Source organism: Streptomyces sp. NBC_01788, from assembly GCF_035917575.1.
Classification (GTDB): Bacteria; Actinomycetota; Actinomycetes; order Streptomycetales; family Streptomycetaceae; genus Streptomyces.
On record NZ_CP109090.1, the window covers coordinates 2,599,697 to 2,620,486 of the forward strand.

At 70.2% G+C, this 20,790-nt stretch carries 17 protein-coding genes; 5 read left to right on the forward strand and 12 right to left on the reverse strand.

All coding sequences use genetic code 11. The features are described from left to right. Positions 1-23: 23 nt before the first annotated feature. Positions 24-2,270 carry a transglycosylase domain-containing protein gene (locus OIE49_RS12000; RefSeq protein ID WP_401785773.1) on the reverse strand — a complete coding sequence of 749 codons (2,247 nt, stop codon included), beginning with the start codon at positions 2,268-2,270 and terminating at the stop codon, positions 24-26. Positions 2,271-2,715: 445 nt separating this feature from the next. On the opposite strand from OIE49_RS12000, the gene OIE49_RS12005 reads away from it, so the two are divergent. Beyond that, positions 2,716-2,937, forward strand: coding sequence for an FmdB family zinc ribbon protein (locus OIE49_RS12005; protein WP_100567009.1), 222 nt, complete (start codon positions 2,716-2,718; stop codon positions 2,935-2,937). A 71-nt stretch (positions 2,938-3,008) separates the two neighbouring features. Here OIE49_RS12005 and OIE49_RS12010 read toward each other — a convergent pair whose 3' ends face one another. The 3 genes from OIE49_RS12010 to OIE49_RS12020 are packed head-to-tail and all read right to left on the reverse strand — an operon-like array spanning position 3,009 to position 7,625. Continuing rightward, entirely contained in the window at positions 3,009-3,821 is an 813-nt protein-coding gene (locus OIE49_RS12010) for an HAD family hydrolase (RefSeq protein ID WP_326802304.1), read from the reverse strand. Then, positions 3,821-6,409: a phosphoribosyltransferase gene (locus tag OIE49_RS12015; RefSeq protein ID WP_326802305.1), complete on the reverse strand. Its 2,589-nt coding sequence runs from the start codon at positions 6,407-6,409 to the stop codon at positions 3,821-3,823. The genes OIE49_RS12010 and OIE49_RS12015 overlap by 1 nt, the downstream gene beginning before the upstream one ends. A 37-nt stretch (positions 6,410-6,446) precedes the next feature. After that, a complete protein-coding gene (locus tag OIE49_RS12020; RefSeq protein WP_326802306.1) occupies positions 6,447-7,625 on the reverse strand; it encodes an HpcH/HpaI aldolase/citrate lyase family protein in 1,179 nt (392 codons plus the stop codon). Between the two features lie 171 nt (positions 7,626-7,796). Here OIE49_RS12020 and OIE49_RS12025 point away from each other — a divergent pair, with 171 nt between their 5' ends. Next, on the forward strand, positions 7,797-8,591 hold the full coding sequence (locus OIE49_RS12025; RefSeq protein ID WP_326802307.1) for a TerD family protein: 795 nt from the start codon (positions 7,797-7,799) through the stop codon (positions 8,589-8,591). Between the two features lie 21 nt (positions 8,592-8,612). Here the strand turns inward: OIE49_RS12025 and OIE49_RS12030 are convergent, their stop codons facing one another. From OIE49_RS12030 to OIE49_RS12055, 6 genes are all read right to left on the reverse strand, one after another. Then, positions 8,613-9,350 (reverse strand): TerD family protein, encoded by a 738-nt coding sequence (locus OIE49_RS12030; RefSeq protein WP_100567004.1) that lies wholly within the window; start codon positions 9,348-9,350, stop codon positions 8,613-8,615. Positions 9,351-9,472: 122 nt separating this feature from the next. Then, a complete protein-coding gene (locus OIE49_RS12035) occupies positions 9,473-10,624 on the reverse strand; it encodes a DUF475 domain-containing protein (protein WP_326802308.1) in 1,152 nt (383 codons plus the stop codon). A 51-nt stretch (positions 10,625-10,675) separates the two neighbouring features. Continuing rightward, positions 10,676-11,254 (reverse strand): TerD family protein, encoded by a 579-nt coding sequence (locus tag OIE49_RS12040; RefSeq protein WP_100567002.1) that lies wholly within the window; start codon positions 11,252-11,254, stop codon positions 10,676-10,678. Positions 11,255-11,367: 113 nt separating this feature from the next. Further along, positions 11,368-11,943 carry a TerD family protein gene (locus OIE49_RS12045; RefSeq protein ID WP_326802309.1) on the reverse strand — a complete coding sequence of 192 codons (576 nt, stop codon included), beginning with the start codon at positions 11,941-11,943 and terminating at the stop codon, positions 11,368-11,370. Between the two features lie 136 nt (positions 11,944-12,079). Beyond that, entirely contained in the window at positions 12,080-12,538 is a 459-nt protein-coding gene (locus OIE49_RS12050) for a peroxiredoxin (RefSeq protein WP_326802310.1), read from the reverse strand. Positions 12,539-12,657: 119 nt separating this feature from the next. Next, positions 12,658-13,095, reverse strand: coding sequence for a DUF3052 domain-containing protein (locus OIE49_RS12055; RefSeq protein ID WP_326802311.1), 438 nt, complete (start codon positions 13,093-13,095; stop codon positions 12,658-12,660). A 413-nt stretch (positions 13,096-13,508) separates the two neighbouring features. Between OIE49_RS12055 and aceE the strand changes: the two genes are divergently transcribed. After that, positions 13,509-16,256 carry a pyruvate dehydrogenase (acetyl-transferring), homodimeric type gene (gene aceE / locus OIE49_RS12060; RefSeq protein ID WP_326802312.1) on the forward strand — a complete coding sequence of 916 codons (2,748 nt, stop codon included), beginning with the start codon at positions 13,509-13,511 and terminating at the stop codon, positions 16,254-16,256. Positions 16,257-16,338: 82 nt separating this feature from the next. Here aceE and OIE49_RS12065 read toward each other — a convergent pair whose 3' ends face one another. Together OIE49_RS12065 and OIE49_RS12070 are read right to left on the reverse strand one after the other, a co-directional pair. Next, positions 16,339-16,686: a small hydrophobic protein gene (locus OIE49_RS12065; RefSeq protein ID WP_326802313.1), complete on the reverse strand. Its 348-nt coding sequence runs from the start codon at positions 16,684-16,686 to the stop codon at positions 16,339-16,341. Positions 16,687-16,920: 234 nt separating this feature from the next. Then, complete coding sequence (locus tag OIE49_RS12070; RefSeq protein WP_401742318.1) at positions 16,921-18,471, reverse strand: MFS transporter; 1,551 nt, start codon at positions 18,469-18,471, stop codon at positions 16,921-16,923. A gap of 211 nt (positions 18,472-18,682) precedes the next feature. Here OIE49_RS12070 and OIE49_RS12075 point away from each other — a divergent pair, with 211 nt between their 5' ends. Both OIE49_RS12075 and OIE49_RS12080 read left to right on the forward strand, forming a co-directional pair. Further along, complete coding sequence (locus OIE49_RS12075; RefSeq protein ID WP_326802315.1) at positions 18,683-19,375, forward strand: TetR family transcriptional regulator; 693 nt, start codon at positions 18,683-18,685, stop codon at positions 19,373-19,375. Between the two features lie 148 nt (positions 19,376-19,523). Next, entirely contained in the window at positions 19,524-20,741 is a 1,218-nt protein-coding gene (locus OIE49_RS12080) for an alpha/beta hydrolase (protein ID WP_326802316.1), read from the forward strand. Positions 20,742-20,790 lie beyond the last annotated feature (49 nt).

Below are 20,790 nucleotides of genomic sequence, written 5' to 3' on the forward strand. Positions count from 1 at the left end.
CGGGTGCGGCCGGGCCGCCGGGCTCAGACGGGTGGGTTCACGGCACCCGCCCAGATCCCGTAGGGAACGCTGTCGGCCCGGGTGCCGGCGACTCCTTCCAGTGGCAGCGGTTCGAGACTCTTGGCCAGATCCATGCGGTAGACGACGACCGCCGTGGACACCGACTTGACGGTGCCCACGTACCAGGCGGCGGTGTCGTCCTCGGTGGCGCCGGCCTTGCCTGCCACCGAGGCCGTGGCCGCCTCCCCCGCCGTGCCGGACGCCGGCCCCGTGCCCGCGGCCGGGTGGGCGGTGCGGAAGGACTCGCCGAGCGCCTCGGTGACCGCCTCGGCCACGTCCCGGCCGACCGCGCGCTTCGCGGCCGGGGTGTCCAGCCGGACGGAGGAGCCGTTGCGGGTGATCCGCCGCACCGAGTACGGCTCGGTGTGCGTGCCCTTGGCGGCGAAGGTGGCGTAGCCGCCGGCCATCCGGATCGCGCTCGGGGTGGAGCTGCCGAGGGACAGCGCGGGCACCTGCGGGCCCATGCTGGCGGGCAGCAGTCCGGCCGCCTGGGCGGTCTGCTTGACCTTGTCCAGGCCGGTGTCCATGCCGAGTTGCATGAAGGGCGTGTTCACGGAGTTCGCGAGCGCCTGGTGCAGGCTGATCCGCCCCCAGGACTTCCGGTCGTCGTTGTGGGCGGACACCTTCTTACCGCTGCGGTCCCAGTAGGGGCCCTCGGGGGTGGTGACGGGCACGTCGTCGTCGCCGTCGTAAAGGGTCTGCGGGGTGACCTGCTCCCTGGGTTCGTCGCGCTGCTTGATGACGCCGTGTTCGAGTCCGGCCGCGTAGACGAACGGCAGGAAGGCCGAACCGGCCGGGACGGTGGTGGCGTTGGACTCGTTGTAGCCCTGGGTGCGGTGGTCGGGGCCGCCGTAGACGGCGAGGATGCGGCCGTCGGCGGCCACGGAGGCGGCACCGTAGTGCACGGTCTTCGCCGGGCCCGGGGTGGTCTTGCCCGCGTTCTTGCGGGCCTTGGTGACCTCGTCGGTCAGGGCGCCTTCCCGCTTGCGGTCGAAGGTGGTGTAGATCTGGTAGCCGCCCAGGTCGAAATCCTGGTCGGTGATGTGCGCGGCCTTCTTGGCGTACTGCGAGGCCAGTTCGACCAGGTAGTCGGTCTGCTGGCCGGTGTCGTAGAGCGGGTTGCGCTTGAGCGGCTCGGGGAACGTGCGGAACGTGGCGCGTTCGGCCTTCGACAGCTTGCCGATCTTGACCATGCGGTCGAGGGTCCAGGTCCAGCGCTCCACGGCACGGCGGTGGTTGGCCTCGTTCAGGGTGGGATCGTAGAGCCCGGCGCCCTTGAGCAGGGAGGCGAGGAAGGCGGCCTCGCTGGCGTTGAGGTCGCCGACGTCCTTGCCGTAGTAGGCCTGGGCGGCGCGCTGGATGCCGTAGGTGCCGCGGCCGAACCAGCTCGTGTTGAGGTAGCCCTCGAGGATCTTGTCCTTGCTCATCTGGTTGTCGAGCTTGAGCGAGATCATCGCCTCGGTGAACTTACGGCTGACGGACTGGTCCTGGGAGAGGTAGACGTTCTTGACGTACTGCTGGGTGATGGTGGAGCCGCCCTGGGTGTCGCCCTTGCCGACGGTGCGCCACACGGCCCGGCCGAGGCCGGTGAAGGAGATGCCGGGGTCGCTGTAGAAGCTCTCGTTCTCGGCCGCGAGGACGGCCCAGCGCACGTCCTCGGGTATGTCCTTCAGCGGCATCGCCTGGCGCTGCACCCAGCCGGTACGGGCCATGGGGGTGCCGTCGGACCAGAAGTAGACGTTGTCCTGCTGGGTGGCGTAGGTGTTCAGGTTCTGCGGGATGTCGGTCGCGGCGTAGGCGATGGCCAGCAGGAAGGCGCTCAGGCCCATGGCCGCGACGGTGGCGCCGGCCCATTGTCTCCAGGAGGGGAGCCAGCGGCGCCAGCCGGTGCGGCCGGGGCGCGGGTAGACGGGTTTGAGTCTGCGGGCGTACGGCGCGGCCACCGCGACGAGGGGGGCGAGGCGCCGGGTCAGGGCCGGGGGAATCGCGGGGCGGGTGCGCGTGCGCGGCTTGCGGCGGTCGGCGCGCCGCCGGGGCGGGCCGTCGGACGGTTCGGACGGGCCGGACCCATCGGGCTGGTCGGACTGCTCCGACGTGTCGGAGGGGTCGGACGGGTCCGGGGGCGTGGGCTGGAAGGCGCGCAACTGCATCGTCTCGTGCGGTTGCGCGCTCGTATGCCGCTCGCGAAGGCTGTCGACCTTCAGCTGCATCGTCTCGTGCGGTTGCGCGCTCGTATGCCGCTCGCGGAGGCTGTCGACCTTCAGCTGCATGGTCTCGTCCGCCCGGCGCAGGTCGTCGACCTTGAGCTGGATCGTTTCCTCCGCACGCACCGGCCGGTCGGTCTTCGACTGCTCCGGCTGTCCGGCCTCGACGCTGCGCCCGTCGGACCGGCGGCCTTCCTCCGGAAGACCTTCCCCCCGCCCTGCCTCCGTCACAACTGTGTCCTCCTCCGCACTTTCGTGGTGCTCGCGCGGGTCGACACCTTCACCGCAACTGCGGCTGCTCTCCCCTTTGTTCGCAGCCACCACGCGGCCCTCGCGGCGCTACAAAATTATCAGCCGTCTTTTCCAGTTCTCCGCACAAGAACTGGACAGAAACCAAGACATAAGAAACACGGAGGGCTGTGTGTCCGGTCACGCCCGTTAATCTGGGCGCATGCCTCGCTACGAGTACCGCTGCCGGAGCTGCGGCGACACCTTCGAACTGAGTCGTCCCATGGCGGAGTCGTCCGCCCCGGCCAGCTGCCCCGCCGGGCACGACGACACGGTCAAGCTGCTGTCCACGGTCGCGGTGGGCGGCTCCGCGGCCGCCCCGGCACCCGCGCCGCGGTCCGGCTCGGGCGGCGGCGGGTGCTGCGGCGGAGGCTGCTGCGGCTGACGCACCACCAACCGGCTGACAGCCCATCCGGCTGACGACCAGCCGGCTGACATCGACGGCGGCTCGCGCCCCTAACGGGGTGCCCGGGCCGCCTTGAGGAACTCCCGCACGATCCGCTCCCCGGCGAGCACTCCGCGCTCGGGCAGTGCGGCGATGCCGGGTGCCGTCCAGCCGGAGTCGGCCAGTTCACCGTGTCCGGGCCGCCAGCCGCGGTCCACGGCGTGCAGCAGGTCGGCGTCCAGCAGCGAGTCGCCGGCGCCGAGGACGAGGTCGGCGCCGGTGCGGCGGGCGACCTCGCGGACGGCGGCGCTCTTGGTCAGTGGCTTGGGGACGGCGTAGAGCTTGCGGCCCTGCAGGGAGACCGTCCAGCCGCGCCCGGCCGCCCAGGCGGTCAGTTCCTTCACCCAGTCGTCGGGCAGGAGTTCGCGCTCCACCACGAGGTAGGCGAACAGGTCCTCGGCCACGCGCTGCTTGCGCACCCAGACGGGGTCGGCGGTGCGCAGCAGATGCTCCTGGACCTCCGCGAGCGACGCGCACTCGTCGGCCAGCCGCGTGGTCACCCGCCGGTGCCAGTCGCCGTCCGAGACGCCGTCCACCAGCAGGTGGCCGCCGTTGGCGCAGACGGCGTACGTCGGTGCCGGGCCGGGCAGGTTGATGCGCAGGTACTGCTTGCGGGTGCGGGTCGTGGCGGGCACGAACACCGCCGAGTCGGCGAGATCGGTGAGCAGCCCGGCTGCCGTCTCGGTCAGGTACGACAGCGGCTTGCTCTCGTGCACCTCCACGCACAGCAGCCGCGGGGCCCGCGCGTCCGGCATGGTGAGCGCCAGGGCGGCGGCGGAGTAGATGAGCGTACGGTCGAGATCGCTCGCCACGAGGACCGGCATCAGCGGGTCACCGTCCTGCCGTCGGCGCCGGTCGCCCCGCGCGTGTACCGGGGGTGGATCAAACCCACGCAGCTGTAGGGAAGTTCGTCGACCTCCTCGACCGGGACGCCGCGCTGCCCGGCGAGCAGCCGCACATGGTCCAGGTCGGCGCCGGCTCCGGCCCGCGCCAGGATCCTCCAGGGCACCCGGCGCAGCAGTACCCGGGTGGTCTCCCCGACGCCGGGCTTGACCAGGTTCACGTCGTGGATGCCGTACTCCTCGCTGATGCGCTCGACCGCCGCCCAGCCCTCCCAGGTGGGGGCGCGGTCGGTGGTCAGCAGTTCCTTGGCGGCGACGTCGACGCCGTCGGCGACCTCGTGGAAGCACTGGGAGACGGCGTCGAGGAAGCCGTTCGAGACGTCGGCGCCGGCCAGTTCACGGTAGAACTTCGCGCCGTGGAAGTCGTGCCGGCCGACCAGGTCGGCGCGCAGCACGGTCCGTGAGATCAGGCCGGAGACGGTGGAGTTGAGGCAGGCGGAGGGTATGAGGAAGTCCTCCCGGGTGCCGTACGTCCGCACGCACGAGCCGGGGTCGGCGAGCACGGCGATCTCCGGGTCGAAGCCGGTGATCCCTTCGCGCTCCTCGAACTCCTTGATCGCCTGGGCCAGTTCGCGGGTGATGGCGCCCTTCCCGGTCCAGCCGTCGACGAAGACGACGTCGCGGGGGTCGTGGCGGGCGGCGAGCCAGCGCAGCGCGTTGGTGTCGATGCCGCGGCCGCGCACGATCGACACGGCGTAGTGCGGCAGGTCCCGGCCGTGCCGGAACCGGGCCCAGCGCCGCATCAGTACGCCGACGGGGGTACCGGCGCGGGCGAGCGAGACGAGCACGGGGCCGGCGCCGGGGGTCTCGTCCGTCCCGGCCGGGCTCTTCCGGCGCAGGGGGACTTCGGCGAGGATCGTCTCGGTGACCACGCCGACGGCCCGGGCGATGCGCGCGGCGGAGGCCGTCAGGGCCGTGTGGAACAGCTCCTGGTACTGCTCGCTGGGCTGGTACTCCACCGGCAGCGACTCGGCGTAGTGCGCGCCGCCGCTCTGGATGGCCTCCTCGCGCTCCTCCGTCGGCGCCTCCAGCGTCACGTCCGAGAGGTCCTGGAGCAGCCAGCCGACCTCGTCCGGCGCGTACGAGGAGAAGGCGGGGCCGCGGAGGGGCTCGGGCAGCATCGGGGACCTTTCGGGGGCGTGCGGGGGCACGGGGAGGTACGAGGGCACGACCGCGAACAGGACGTGCGGGGTGTGCTCCGCGAGCCGGGCCAGCAGGCCGTCGGGCGCGTGCAGTTCGGGGGTGTCGGCAGCGGAGTCGACGACGGCGACCACGGCGTCGAAGCCGCCGCCGGCGACGTTGTAGGCGTAGCGCTCGCCGGGGCCGTCGGCCGGGTCGTCGTGGGCGGGGAAGACCAGCCGGGTGCGGATCGCGTATCCGGGGTCGTCGACGGCCAGTACGGGCGAGCGGGTGGTGGTGGAGTACCGCACCTCGGCCTCCACGACCTGCTCCAGCTCCCGCGCCAGCCGCAGTGGCGCGTACATCAGTTCCTCGCAGCCGAGCACCAGTACCTGCCGCGCGTCCCGCGGCAGCGCTTCGGCGATCCGTGCGGCCATGGCGGGCAGTGCCCGCTCAAGCCGCTCCCGATGCGCCGGCGTGAACCCGTGCCGCCCGCCGTCCGGCACCCTTCGCGGCCACCGCAGCTCGACCCGCCGCACCCGCCCGGCCGGCCAATGCCGCTGACCGCCCGGCACCTCACCGGGCCCGCGCTCCGGCACGGCGGACCCGTCCGCCCCCTCCGAGGCGTCGGACGCGACCGGGTGCGGCGTGCGCTGCTCGGTCTGCTGAGCCCGTTCGTGCTCGGCGACGAGGGCTTGGCCTCTCTCCAGGACGTCCGCCGGGAGGCGCAGTGTGCCGGAGGCCGTGGTGATCAGGGAGACCTGGGTGTCCATCCGGTCGGCGAACTGCCGTAGGCGGTCCACGTCGGCGGGGGCCCGCATGTCGATCAGGGCGACCACGACGTAGCGCTTTCGCGGGTGGCGGGTGTGGAGGGCGCGGATGGTGTTCAGGACCGTGTTGCCGGTGGAGAACTCGTCGTCCACCAGGACCAGCGGGCCGTCGGAGGCCAGCAGGACGGGGTCCTCGGGCAGCAGGAGGTGGGAGGTGGCGTGCGAGTGGGACTCCTCGAAGCCGCCGGCGGGGTCGATGCCGGGCACCGGGCGGCGCGTGGAGTGCAGGTACGGCGCGGCGCCCAGGCCGTCCGCGACCGCGTGCCCGAGGCCCGTGGCGGTCTCCGCGTAGCCCAGGACGACCGCCCGGTCGGACTGGTCGGTGCCCAGCAGGTTCCGGACCCGGCGGCCCAGGGCGAACCCGTGGCCGTACACGACCGAGGGCGACTGCGGCACGTGCTTGCCGAGCACGTTGGACACGAGCAGGTGCGCCCGCTTGGGGTTGCGGCGCAGCGCGAGACCCAGGAGGCCCGTCAGCCGGTGGTCGCCCACGAGTTCGACACCGAGCCGCTCGGCGACCCAGGTGCCGGACCAGAGCCCGTCGTTCACTGGCTTGTTCATGCCTTCCTTGTGTGCCCTCGGCGGTGATGCGGTGCGGTCAGTCGGAGACCGCGGCAGCCAGCAGCTCCACGAAGCCGACGTCCTCCCGCGCCACGCCGAAGACCTCGGCGCGCAGCAGGGTCCGCTCGGCCCACGCGCGGTGCGGCTTCACCTCGTTCATCTTGTTCGTGTACGCCGACCTCAGCACGCCCCCGCCGCCCCGCTCGGGCCGCAGGATGTCCGCCGCGTCGCTGAACTCCTCGTGGCTGACCACGGACAGCGCGTGCACGGGCAGGACGTGGGAGGGGTGGATGCAGGTCTTGCCGAGCAGTCCGTTGGCCTGGTCCAGGGAGATCTCCCGCAGCAGTCCGTCCATCGCGTGCTCGATGAGCTTCGCGCGCAGTTCGACCGCCTGCACCTCCATGAAGGGGCTCTGCCTCAACTGTGGCTTGAACATGCGCTCCTGCACCCGGAAGTACTCCCACACCGGTCCGGTCACCGTGAACCCGGTGCCGTCGGCGCGTCCCAGCATGTTCACCACGTCGGCGATCACGGAGGCGACGACCTGGAGGTCGTAGGCCGTCATGTCGGGGGCCCTGCGCAGCCCGTACGAGGAGCAGAAGTCCGTCACGCCGAGGCGCAGCGCGAGCACCCGGTCGCGGTGCTTGTCGACCGCGCGGAAGATCCCCTCCAGGGTCTCCACCCGCGACTCGCGGTAGAGCAGTTCGGGCGATTCGAGGACCGGCATGGCGAACAGGCGCCGTCCGCTCTCCGTCTCGGCGGCCTCCACCGCCTCCAGGAACGGGATGCCCCGCTCCCCGGTGAACTTCGGCAGCACGAACCCGGACAGCAGCCGCACCGCGGGCCCGAGGCGTCGTACCAGGTCGGGTATCTGCTGGGGGGCGCGCACCCGGATGAACAGCAGCGGGAGCTCCACGGCGCCGGGCGTCCGCGGCAACGAGGCCAGTTCGGTGAACTGCCGGACCAGGTTCTCCTCGCCGTCCTCCACCTCGGCGTCGTCGATCGAGTCCTCCAGGCACAGCACCATCGAGACCACGCCGCGGCCCGCCTGCTTGACGATGTCGGCGGCGAGGCTCGGCCGGGTGGCCGGGCTGTACAGCGTGGCGCCGAGGGCGGCGGAGAGCGTCCGGGCCGGGGAGTCGGCGGTGAACTCGCACGGCTCCCGGTGGAACAGGCGCTGCCGCAACTCGGTGGCGAGATACCCGAAATGACGCATGAAACTCCCCCCGTGGCGCATCGAGCGGCCTGCGAAGACTGGCAAAAGGTGGCCGGTAATAGTACGTACGAATCCATGTCCGAGGTTCCCGCGGGGCATGAATTTCAGGTAACCCCGCCGTGTCGACGCCCCGCGTTGTCGTGATCAGGACGGAGAAGGCAGGATGACCGCATGACGCACGCGATGCTGAAGGGGTCGAACGTCCCGCTGGACGCCGCCACAGTACGGGCCGTGGTGCGCTGGACACCCGGGCAGGGGGTCCCGGACGTCGACGCCTCGGCGCTGCTCCTGGGGCCCGGCGGCCGTGTGCGCTCCGACGAGGACTTCGTCTTCTACAACCAGCCGCGGCATCCGTCCGGGACGGTCTGGCGGCTGGGCAAGAAGCGGGTCGCCGACGGTCTGACGGACACGGTCCAGGCGGATCTCGCCGGGCTCGATCCCGAGGTGGGCCGGATCCTGCTGGTCGCCTCGGCGGACGGCGTCGCCTTCGACGCCGTACAGGGGCTGCGCATCCTGCTGTACGACGCGGCGGCCACCGGGCAGGAGGCGCTTGCCTGCTTCGACATCACACCGGAGACCGGCCAGGAGACCGCGCTGATCTGCGGTGAGCTGTACCGGCGGGGCGAGGGCTGGAAGTTCCGCGCGCTCGGCGAGGGCTACTCCAACGGTCTGAAGGGCCTCGCCACGGACTTCGGCATCTCGGTGGACGAGTCGGAGGAGGCGCAGGGCGCGACTCCCGCCGCCGCGCAGCCGCTGCCGCCGGAGCAGCCCGCGCCGGTGCCGGCTCAGCCGGCGTACGGGTATCCGCAGCCGGCCTACGGCTATCCGCAGCCCGCGTACGGCTACCCGCAGCAGCCGCCGGCGGTCACGGCCCCGTCGGGGTACGGGTATCCCCCGCCGGTGGCGGCCGCGCCCGACCCGGATTTCCGGCTGCCGCCGCAGGGGCCGCAGTTCATCGGGCAGTAGGGCGGCCCGGGGCGGGGTGCGCTAGCGGTCGGCCTTGGACTTGTAGCCACGGCCCCACTGAAGGCCCCAGCCGTACAGGCGGTCCAGTTCCGACTGGAAGCCGTAGACGAACTTGACCTCGCGGCGGACGATCAGTTCGTCCTTGACGTTCTCGATCAGGACCACCGCGCACGAGCGTGCCTGCGGGTGGCGTTCGTCGAGGCCGATCTCGATGCGCGGACCGTTGCTCGGGTACATCGTGACGATCGCGTGGGTGCGGTCGAAGGCCGGTGTCTGGTCGTAGATGTACACGAAGACCAGCAGCCGTTTGATCTGGTCCCGGTGGTCGAGGTTGATGTACATGGTCTCGCCGGACGCGGACCCGAACCGGTCGTCGCCGCTGAGTTTGACGTACGGCGGTGCGTTGACGTCGCCGAGGAAGCCGCCGAGGGGCTGTACGACGCCCTTGGTGCCGTCGGACAGCTCGTACATGCAGCCGAGGTCGAGGTCGACGTTGACCATGCTCTGGCTGTGTCCGATCACCTGCGGCGGCTTGAGCGCCCTGAGCGGGTGCCGCAGCAGGCTGTCCCGGGTCGGACCGCCGAGGTCGGAGGTGCGCATCCGCCAGGCCAGGTTGACGCGCAGATGGCCGGTGGCCGCGCCCTGCTTGGTCAGCGACACATGGTGGTGCCGTTTGGTCAGTTCGATCGCGTTGGTCGAGGCGCTGCCCGAGTCGAAGTCGGCCGCGCGCCCTCCCAGCAGACCGTCGAAGAAGCCCATGTCCCTTTCCGCCCCCAGTTCACACACACCGGACCCACGCGACGGGGCGGCCCCGGAGGACCGGTTCGACCCGGTTCCCGGCGGCCGCCCCGCACAGAAGCGTTCCCTCCCCCGGAGGGGTGTCACACCCCTGAGGAGACCTCGCTCTGGGTGTCCGCCGTGCCCGCCGAACTTCCCTCGGCCGCCGCCAGGGCGCGGTTGCGGCGCACCGAGGACCAGAAGGACCAGGCGATGAGGACCACGCCGACCAGGCCGGTGATCACCTCGTTGATCTGGTACTGGATGGTGACCATGAGGATCACGGCCAGCGCGCCGATCGCGTAGTGCGCGCCGTGCTCCAGGTAGACGTAGTCGTCGAGGGTGCCCTGGCGGACCAGGTAGACCGTGAGCGAACGGACGTACATGGCGCCGATGCCGAGGCCGAGGGCCATCAGGACGATGTCGTTGGTGATGGCGAAGGCGCCGATCACGCCGTCGAAGGAGAAGGACGCGTCGAGCACCTCGAGGTAGAGGAACATGAAGAACGCGGCCTTGCCGGCCAGGGCGATGGCCGAACGCTTCTTGCCGCTGCGCGCGGCCTCTTCCTCCTCCTCGTGCTCGCGTTCCTCGTCCTCCTCGAGCTTGTCCTCGAAGTAGCCGGAGAGTCCGCCGACGACCATGTAGGTGATCAGACCGGCGATGCCGGAGATCAGTACCGTCTGCGCCTTGTCGACGTGCGCGCCGGCGTGCTGGTGGGCGTGGGTGGCGAAGGTGAAGGCGGTGATGAGCAGCACGGCGAGGGCGATGCAGACCGACAGCATGTCGATCCTGCCGAGCTTGGCGAGCGGCCGCTCGATCCAGGGCAGCCACTTGATGTCCCGGTCCTCGAAGATGAAGTCGAGGAAGATCATCAGCAGGAACATGCCACCGAACGCGGCGATCGCGGGGTGGGCGTCCGTGACCAGCTGTTGGTAGTGGTCCTTGTTGTTGAGCGCGAGGTCGACGGCCTCGACAGGGCCCATCTTGGCGCTGATGGCGACGATGACGACGGGGAAGACCAGCCGCATGCCGAAGACCGCGACGAGCACGCCGACCGTGAGGAAGATCTTCTGCCAGAAGGCGTTCATCTTCTTCAGGATTCCGGCGTTGACCACCGCGTTGTCGAAGGACAGCGAGATCTCGAGGATCGACAGGATCGCCACGATTCCGAAGGCGGTCCACCCCCCGTACAAGACCGCCGCGGCAAGGCCGACCGCGGTCACCGCGAACGACCAGCCGAAGGTTTTCAGGAGCACTGGCTACCCAATCCGTATCCGGTACGGGTCTCCCCCGCGCCGCACTTGGCTTTACGAAACGTTGACCCCGAAGTCTAGGGCGATTCCGCGCAGCCCGGACGCGTACCCCTGGCCCACCGCGCGGAACTTCCATTCGCCCCGGTAGCGGTAGAGCTCGCCGAAGATCATCGCGGTTTCCGTGCTGGCGTCCTCGCTCAGGTCGTAACGGGCGAGTTCCGTGCCGTCGGCCTGGTTGAGCACGCGGATGTAGGCGTCCGAGACCTGCCCGAAGGTCTGTCCGCGCTCGTCGGCCATGTGGATGGAGACCGGGAAGACGATCTTCTCGCACTGCGAGGGCACTCGGGTGAGGTCCACCAGGATCGTCTCGTCGTCGCCCTCGCCCTCGCCGGTGAGGTTGTCGCCGGTGTGCTCCACGGAGCCGTCCGGGCTCGTGAGCTGGTTGTAGAACACGAACCACTCGTCGCCCAGCACCCGGTTGGCGCCGGTGCACAGCAGCGCGCTGGCGTCGAGGTCGAAGGGGGCTCCGGTGGTGGAGCGCTCCTCCCAGCCGAGTCCGACCATGACGTTGGTCAGGTTCGGTGCGGCCTTCGAGAGGGAGACGTTGCCTCCCTTGGCGAGCGTGACGCCCATGATGCTGGTCCTCCCCGAGGTGGTGCCTGTCTGGTTGTCCTGCGCGTCCGGCGCCGCGCTGAAACGCGCGGCGCCGGACGGGTCGGGATTGGTCGAAGCCGGGCGGACCTGGCTCAGACGTTCACGCCGAAGTCCTGCGCGATGCCGCGCAGGCCCGAGGCGTAGCCCTGGCCGATGGCGCGGAACTTCCACTCGGCGCCGTGCCGGTACAGCTCGCCGAAGACCATGGCCGTCTCGGTCGAGGCGTCCTCGCTGAGGTCGTACCGCGCGATCTCCTGGCCGCCGGCCTGGTTCACCACGCGGATGTACGCGTTGCGCACCTGACCGAAGGACTGCTGACGGTTCTCGGCGTCGTAGATCGAGACCGGGAAGACGATCTTGTCGACGTCGGCCGGGACGCCGGCCAGGTTGACCTTGATCGTCTCGTCGTCGCCCTCGCCCTCGCCGGTGAGGTTGTCACCGGTGTGCTCCACCGAGCCGTCCGGGCTCTTGAGGTTGTTGAAGAAGACGAAGTGCTGGTCGCTGCCCACCTTGCCGGAGTTGTTCAGCAGCAGCGCGCTGGCGTCGAGGTCGAAGTCGCTGCCGGTCGTGGTACGGGCGTCCCAGCCCAGGCCGACGAGGACCGCGGTCAGGCCCGGGGCCTCCTTCGTCAGCGATACGTTGCCGCCCTTGCTGAGGCTGACTCCCACGAGTCCTCCATTGGTGTCCTGGGGCGGGGAGCCCCGTCGTGCATCGGATATGGGATCAACGACTCGATCCTAGTGACGGGTTCCCGCGCCACGCAGGCCCTGGAGCCGAAGAATCACCGGTGTCGGGGGCACCGGGTCACAGGGTGTCGAGCGCCTTCACGTAGTCGTTCAGGTCGCGCGCGTCCGGCAGGCCGTTGACGACCGTCCAGCGCACGACGCCCTCCTTGTCGATGATGAAGGTGCCGCGCACCGCGCAGCCCTTGCCCTCGTCGAAGACGCCGTAGGCGCGCGAAGTGTTGCCGTGCGGCCAGAAATCGCTCAGCAGCGGGTACTCCAGGCCCTCCTGCTCGCCGAAGACGCGCAGGGTGGGGATGGAGTCGTTGGAGACGGCGAGCAGCTGGGTGTCGTCGTTGACGAACTTCGGCAGGTTGTCGCGCAGGGCGCACAGCTCGCCGGTGCACACACCGGTGAAGGCGAACGGGTAGAAGAGCACCACCACGTTCTTCTCGCCGCGGAAGTCGGACAGCCGCACGGTCCGGCCGTGGTTGTCCTTGAGTTCGAAGTCGGGCGCCTTGTCGCCGACCTGGATCGCCATCGTCCTGCTTCCCTTCGGTGGGCCTGTTCGGGTGATGCCACCCTACGCAGTGATCACCGCAGGCCGACGGACGGGCCGACACGAGTCGGCCCGTCCGTCGGTCCGGGGACGAGGTGGAGCTACTTCTTCGACTTGGCTGCCTTGGGCGTCGCGAGGCGGCTGCCGCTCCAGTCCTTGCCGACACTGACGCCCTTGCTCGCCGACAGCCCCGCCGTGGTCGCGGCTTCCGAGATGTCACTCGGCTCCACGTACCCGGCACGGCCCGTCTTCGGCGTGAAGAGCAGGATCGCGCCACCCTCCTCGATGTACGTGGTGGCGTCCACCAGCACATCCGTAAGGTCGCCGTCGTCGTCGCGGAACCACAGCACCACGGCGTCGGCCACGTCGTCGTAGTCCTCGTCCACGAGCTCGCTGCCGATCGCTTCCTCGATGGCCTCGCGGAGGTCCTGGTCTACGTCGTCGTCGTAGCCGATCTCCTGGACCACCTGCCCGGGCTGGAATCCCAGCCTGGCGGCTGGGTTGGTCCGCTCCTCCGCGTGGTCCGCGGTCGCGCTCACGGGTTGCCTCCTGATGATGTTGCGATTTAGGTCTTCAGCCACGCGCATGCGCGAAGCATTGGCCGTAGTCCACACGGGCGGGCCGGATCGCGCAAGTACCCGGCGGTTCAGACCGCCGAAACGGTGACGATCCCGGCTGTGTCGCCGCAACTTCTGACACGGTATCGCGATCAGCGGTGACACACACCACACCGTTCTGTCCGGTTCGCGTGTTCGGGAGCACACCTCCGGGCAGGGGTTGCCGGAGAGAGCCGTCGGTTACCCCGCGGTAGAGATGACGTGCGGCTCGTGCGAGGTACACGATGGGGAACGGCGCAGACACAGTCAGACAAACCTACAGGAACACAGGAAACCAGCAGAACGAACCCAGATTCGCCGCAGACATGTCAGCCCTCTGACAGGTAAGGAACAGCGTGGCTTCCGGATCCGATCGAAACCCGATCATCATTGGCGGCCTCCCGAGTCAGGTTCCTGACTTCGATCCCGAGGAGACCCAGGAGTGGCTCGACTCGCTCGACGCCGCGGTCGACGAGCGGGGCCGTGAGCGCGCCCGCTACCTCATGCTCCGGCTGATCGAGCGCGCCCGCGAGAAGCGCGTGGCCGTGCCCGAGATGCGCAGCACGGACTACGTCAACACGATCCCCACCAAGAGCGAGCCGTTCTTCCCCGGCAACGAGGAGATCGAGCGCAGGATCCTCAACGCCACGCGCTGGAACGCCGCGGTGATGGTCTCCCGCGCCCAGCGGCCGGGCATCGGCGTCGGCGGCCACATCGCCACCTTCGCCTCCTCCGCCTCCCTCTACGACGTCGGCTTCAACCACTTCTTCCGCGGCAAGGACGACGGACGGGGCGGCGACCAGGTCTTCTTCCAGGGGCACGCCTCACCGGGCATCTACGCTCGCGCGTACCTGCTGGACCGGCTCTCCGAGAAGCACCTGGACGGCTTCCGCCAGGAGAAGTCCAAGGCGCCGTACGGACTGTCCAGCTATCCGCACCCGCGCTCGATGCCGGACTTCTGGGAGTTCCCGACGGTCTCCATGGGCCTCGGCCCGATCGGCGCGATCTTCCAGGCCCGGATGAACCGGTACATGCAGGCGCGCGGGATCGCGGACACCTCCGACTCGCACGTGTGGGCGTTCCTCGGCGACGGCGAGATGGACGAGCCGGAGTCGCTCGGCCAGTTGTCGATCGCCGCCCGTGAGGGCCTGGACAACCTGACCTTCGTGGTCAACTGCAACCTCCAGCGCCTGGACGGCCCGGTGCGCGGCAACGGCAAGATCATCCAGGAGCTGGAGTCGGTCTTCCGCGGCGCCGGCTGGAACGTGATCAAGCTCATCTGGGACCGCACCTGGGACCCGCTGCTGGCCCAGGACCGCGACGGCGTGCTGGTCAACAGGATGAACACCACGCCGGACGGCGCGTTCCAGACCTACGCGACCGAGTCCGGCGCCTACATCCGCGAGCACTTCTTCGGCGACGACCACCGGCTGCGCAAGATGGTCGAGCACATGACCGACCAGCAGATCCTGCACCTGGGCCGCGGCGGTCACGACCACCGCAAGATCTACGCGGCGTACAAGGCGGCCCTGGACCACAAGGGGCAGCCGACGGTCATCCTGGCCAAGACGGTCAAGGGCTGGACGCTCGGCCCGAACTTCGAGGGCCGCAACGCCACGCACCAGATGAAGAAGCTGACGGTCGAGGACCTCAAGCACTTCCGCGACCGTCTGCACCTGCCGATCTCCGACCGGGAGCTGGAGTCCGGGCCGCCGCCGTACTACCACCCGGGCCGGGAGACCGAGGAGATCCAGTACATGCACGACCGCCGCAAGGGCTGCGGCGGCTACGTGCCGACCCGGATCGTGCGCTCCAAGCCGCTCCACCTTCCGGGCGACCGGACGTACGCGTCCGTGAAGAAGGGCTCGGGCCAGCAGTCCATCGCGACCACCATGGCCTTCGTCCGGCTGCTGAAGGACCTCATGCGGGACAAGGAGATCGGCAGGCGGTTCGTGCTGATCGCGCCGGACGAGTACCGCACGTTCGGCATGGACTCCTTCTTCCCGAGCGCGAAGATCTACAACCCGCTCGGCCAGCAGTACGAGTCCGTCGACCGCGATCTGCTGCTCGCCTACAAGGAGTCGCCGACCGGGCAGATGCTGCACGACGGCATCTCCGAGGCGGGCTGCACGGCCTCGCTGATCGCGGCGGGCTCGGCCTACGCCACCCACGGCGAGCCGCTGATCCCGGTGTACGTCTTCTACTCGATGTTCGGTTTCCAGCGCACCGGCGACCAGTTCTGGCAGATGGCCGACCAGTTGGCGCGCGGTTTCGTCCTGGGCGCGACCGCCGGCCGCACGACCCTGACCGGTGAGGGGCTCCAGCACGCCGACGGGCACTCCCAGCTGCTGGCCTCCACCAACCCGGCGTGCGTGGCCTACGACCCGGCGTACGGGTACGAGATCGCGCACATCGTGCAGGACGGACTGCGCCGCATGTACGGCGGCGACGAGCGGCATCCGCACGGCGAGGACGTCTTCTACTACCTCACCGTCTACAACGAGCCGATCCAGCAGCCGGCCGAGCCGGCGGACGTGGACACCGCAGGCATCCTCAAGGGCCTGCACCGGCTCGGCGAGGGCACGGCGGGCGACATCCCGGCGCAGATCATGGCGTCGGGTGTGGCGGTCCCGTGGGCCCTGGAGGCGCAGCGGATCCTCGCCGAGGACTGGAACGTCCGGGCCGGTGTCTGGTCGGCGACCTCCTGGAACGAGCTGCGGCGCGAGGCCGTGGCGTGCGAGGAGTACAACCTGCTGCACCCGGAGGAGGAGCAGCGGGTGCCGTGGGTGACGCGGAGGCTGAGCGCGGCCGAGGGGCCGTTCGTGGCCGTCTCCGACTGGATGCGCTCGGTGCCGGACCAGATCGCGCGGTGGGTGCCGGGTACGTACCAGTCGCTGGGTGCCGACGGCTTCGGCTTCGCCGACACCCGCGGGGCGGCGCGGCGGTTCTTCCACATCGACGCCCGGTCGATCGTGCTGGCGGTGCTGACGGAGCTGGCCCGGGAGGGCAGGGTCGACCGGTCGGTGCTGAAGCAGGCCCTGGACCGCTACCGGATCCTGGAGGTGTCGGCGGCCGACCCAGGCACGGCGGGCGGCGACGCCTAGGGAGACGCTCCTGAAGCCGCAAGAGGGCGGCGGACCATCGGTCCGCCGCCCTCTTGCCCGGTGCCAGAACTCTTGTCCGGTGTCAGAACAGGCCGCTGCCCGGCGTTGCCGCTCCGGCCAGCCAGACGACGGCCAGGAGGGTGTCGATGGCGCCCAGGACCACGGCGACCAGGGCCGGGAGCGAGCGGTCGCCCGCCCAGGTGCGGCCCATTGCGAGCCATCCGCAGACGACCGCCGCCGGGCCGAGGACGATCCCCAGCGCGAAGAAACCGGCGACCGCGCAGATGGTCCCGATGATCCCGAGTGTCGCGCGGTCCGGCCTTCCCCCAAGCTCTCGGCTTCGCTTGAGCAGGGGGGACCCCCATCGCTGCCCCGTCCGGCCGCGTGAACGGGGGTACCCGCGCGTTCCGCCTCCGAAGCCCGCCATCATCAACTCCCTTGGAAATCTGTCGAGTTGGAGTTCCTCTGAGTTTCGTAGGTGCGGGTACCCCGGTTCCGGCCGCCGAAGCCGCCCGCGCGCTGCCCCCTCCGGCAGCGCGCGCCGGCCGCTTCCCCCCATCCCCTGCGGAGGACTTGACCCACTGTCACCCGCGGTATGCACCGGAGGCGAGGGATCTTCGGCGGAGTCACCCTGACGGGCGAACTCCGCCGATTTGGGGCGCCGTCAGATGTGGCCGACGCCCGCGCCCGCCTCCGCGTTCTCCCCGCGCTTGGTGAACAGAGCCACCAGGACGGCCACGGCCGCGATCCCGGCGGCCACGAGGGAGGCGAGGCTCATCCCGGAGATGAACGTCTCGTGCGCGACGGAGGTGATCTTCGTGGCGATCGCCTCGGGCGTACCCTCCGGCACCGGCGCCGCGCCGAACTGGACCGCCTCGGAGGCCTGGTCGAGCTGGGTGTGGGTGAGCGGCGGGAGCCCCGCGTCCTTCCAGTTGCCGGCCAGGTCGCTGTTGACCTTGGAGGCCATCACCGCGCCCAGCACGGCCGTGCCGAGGCTGCCGCCGATCTGCATGGCGGACTGCTGGAGACCGCCGGCCACACCGGACAGCTCCAGGGGCGCGTTGCCGACGATGACCTCGGTGGCGCCGACCATGACCGGGGCGAGGCCGAGGCCCAGCAGGGCGAACCAGAGCGACATGGTGAGGCCGCTCGTGCCCGTCTCAAGCGTGGACATGCCGTACATGGCGAGCGCGGTGGCCGCCATGCCGCCCGCCAGCGGAATGCGCGGGCCCACCTTGGTGATCATGAATCCCGCGAGCGGGGAGCCGACGATCATCATGCCGGTGAGCGGGAGGAGGTGCGTGCCCGCCTCGATCGGGCTCATCCCATGGACGTTCTGGAGGTAGAAGGTCACGAAGAACAGGCCGCCCATGAACGCGATGGCCATCAGCACCATGAGCACCACGCCCGCGGACAGCGGGACCGAGCGGAACAGCGCCAGCGGGATCAGCGGCTCCTTCACCCTGGTCTCCCAGAAGGCGAAGGCGGCGAAGCCGAGCACGGACGCGGCGATGAACGTCCACGTCGTGCCGTCGCCCCAGCCCCAGGCCGGAGCCTTGATCAGGGCCCACACCAGGCAGAACATCGCTCCGGAGAGCAGGACGATGCCGAGGATGTCGAAGGAGCGCGGCGCGTTCTCGGCGCGGTGGTCGAGCAGGATCAGCAGGCCCAGGACCAGGGCGAGAACGCCGACGGGCACGTTGATGAAGAACACCGACTGCCAGTTGACGTGCTCGACGAGCACACCGCCGAGGATCGGGCCGCCTGCGGTGGAGGCACCGATGACCATGCCCCAGATGCCGATGGCCATGTTGAGCTTCTCGGCCGGGAAGGTGGCCCGCAGCAGGCCGAGCGCGGCCGGCATCAGCAGCGCGCCGAACAGGCCCTGGAAGACCCGGAAGATGATGACCATGGCGATGGTGTCCGACAGGCCGATGGCGCCCGAGGCGGCGGCGAAGCCGGTCACACCGATGAGGAAGGTCTGCCGGTGCCCGAAGCGGTCACCGAGCTTGCCCGCGGTGATCAGGGAGACCGCGAGGGCGAGGAAGTAGGCGTTGGTGATCCACTGCACATCGGCGAGGGTTGCGTGCAGCTCCCTGCCGATCACGGGGTTGGCGATGGCCACGATGGTGCCGTCGAGGGCCACCATCATGACCCCTACGGCGACGGTGATCAGGGTGACCCACGGGTGCCCGCGCAGCCCCTTCGCGGGCATGGGGTCCGGCAGGCCCGCGGAGGCGCCGTCCCCCGGCCCCGTCGTGTCGATGGTGGTCTGACTAGTCATACATTCGAGGCTAATGACAGTCACTGACAAACGACAAACCAATTCACAAGTCGGTAACTGACGTGTCACTCCCCTATAGTCTGATCAGGGGAAACGGTTCGCGTTCGGGGAAGCGGTGCGGGAAAGAGGTCCGGAGAGGTCCATGGAGACGGCGGGGACCGCCGGGACGGCGCCACGGACGCTGTCACGGACGGCGGCACGGCCGGGACTGCGCGAACGCAAGAAGCGGCGCACCCGCGACGCACTGCTGCGGGCGGCGCTGGAACTGTTCACCACCCAGGGGTACGACCGGACGACGGTCGACGAGATCGCCGAGGCCGTCGACGTCTCCCAGCGCACCTTCTTCCGCTACTTCCCGGGCAAGGAGGAGGCCGCCTTCGCCGTGCAGGAGATGGTGGAGGCGCACTTCGTCGACTCGCTGCGCGCCCGCCCGCCCGGGGAGGCTCCACTGGAGGCGTTGCGCCGGAGCCTGCTGGAGGGCTGGGACACGATCAGCGACGCCGTGGGGAGCGTCGTGCCCGTGGAGCTGTATCTGCGCATGTTCCGGGTGATCGAGTCGACGCCGGCCCTGCTCGCCGAGCATCTGCGGCGCTCGGCGGAGACCGAGGAGCAGATCGCGCGGCTGCTCGCCGAGCGCGAGGGCCTCGACGTGGACACCGACCCGCGGCCGCGACTGGCGGTGGCCGTGTTCGGCGCGGTGATGCGCGTGACGAGCTGCCAGTGGAGCACGCGTGAAAACGCCGGCGCGGAGGCCCTGCGCGAACTCACCGCCGCGTACCTCGATCAGGTGGGACCCGCGCTCACCGGGAACTGGCGTACGAGCCCGCAGCGTTGAGCCGGCACATTCCGCCGACTTGAACTGCCGTACGCCCGCCGGACCTTGGACACGCTCACCGGCTGAGGTCACCGTCACACCGCTCGAAACGTGATACCTGTCACTCGGTTAACGCGAGACCGTCTCGTTCTCCTAGTGTGTCCTTCCAGTGACTTCCTTCGACGCCTCCCCACAACTCAACGTCTGGCGCGCACTGCTCGCGCTGGCCGTGGTCTTCGTGATGCTGGCCACCACCGGCTGGACCGCGGTGCGCGGCCATCGCGGGACCACCGCCCTCCAGACGTCGCTGACCGCCTGGGACCACGGCCACCTGCACGGGCACCGACTGCCGGACGCGGACGCCTCCCCCGATCTGCTGCGGCGCTTCTTCGACTCGCTCGGCGCACAGGACCGCGCCCGGCTCGCCCGTCGCTATCCGCTCGCGGTCGGCAACATGGACGGCGCCCCGGTCGGGCTGCGCTACCAGGCCAACCGCATCGCGCTGCGCCAGGCGCGCAGAACCGAGCAGGCCCGCACGCACGACAGCCGGCTCTCGCCGGCCGGGCAGCAGGACGCGGGCCGCCGCATGCAGCGCTACACCTCGCTGATGGCGAAGGACCGGCAGATCCTGGCCTTCGACCCCGAGGGCTCGGGCCGGGTCGCCGAGGTCTTCGGCGACCTGCGCAGGGCCGAACGGGTCTCCGTCGTCGTTCCCGGCGTCGACACCGACCTGATCACCTTCCGGAAGACCTACCGCCCGTACTCGGCGCCGTACGGCATGGCGAAGTCGCTGTACGCGGCGGAGCGCGAGGCGGACCCGTCGACCCGTACGGCCGTGATCGCCTGGGCCGACTACACCTCGCCGAGCGGGCTCGGGGTGGACGCGGCCACGGCGATGCGTGCCACAGAGGGCGCGGTGCGGCTGAACAAGCTGCTGCGGGGGCTGCCCGGCGACTCCTCCGTCTCGCTGTTCTGCCACAGCTACGGGTCGGTGGTGTGCGGCGTGGCCGCGCGTGCCCTGCCGCGGCGGGTCTCCGACATAGCGGTGGCCGCCAGCCCGGGCATGCGCGTGCAGAGCACCTCCCACCTGCACACCTCCGCCCGGGTGTGGGCGATGCGGGACGCCACCGACTGGATCCAGGACGTGCCCTACCTCGAACTCGGCGGCCTCGGCCACGGCGCCGACCCGGTCTCCCCGGCGTTCGGGGCACGGGTTCTCTCGGCACAGGGCGCCAAGGGCCACGCCGGCTACTTCGAGCCGGGCACCGACAGCCTGGCCAACTTCGCCGAGATCGGGGTCGGCGCGTACGGCTCGGTGCGGTGCGCACATGACGACGACGGATGCCGGGCGGATTTGTCCGGTGCGACTCCGGCCGGACGCGCGTAGAGACAGCAGGAACTGCGGTCCGCCCGGGGAGGGACGAAGGAGCCCCGGC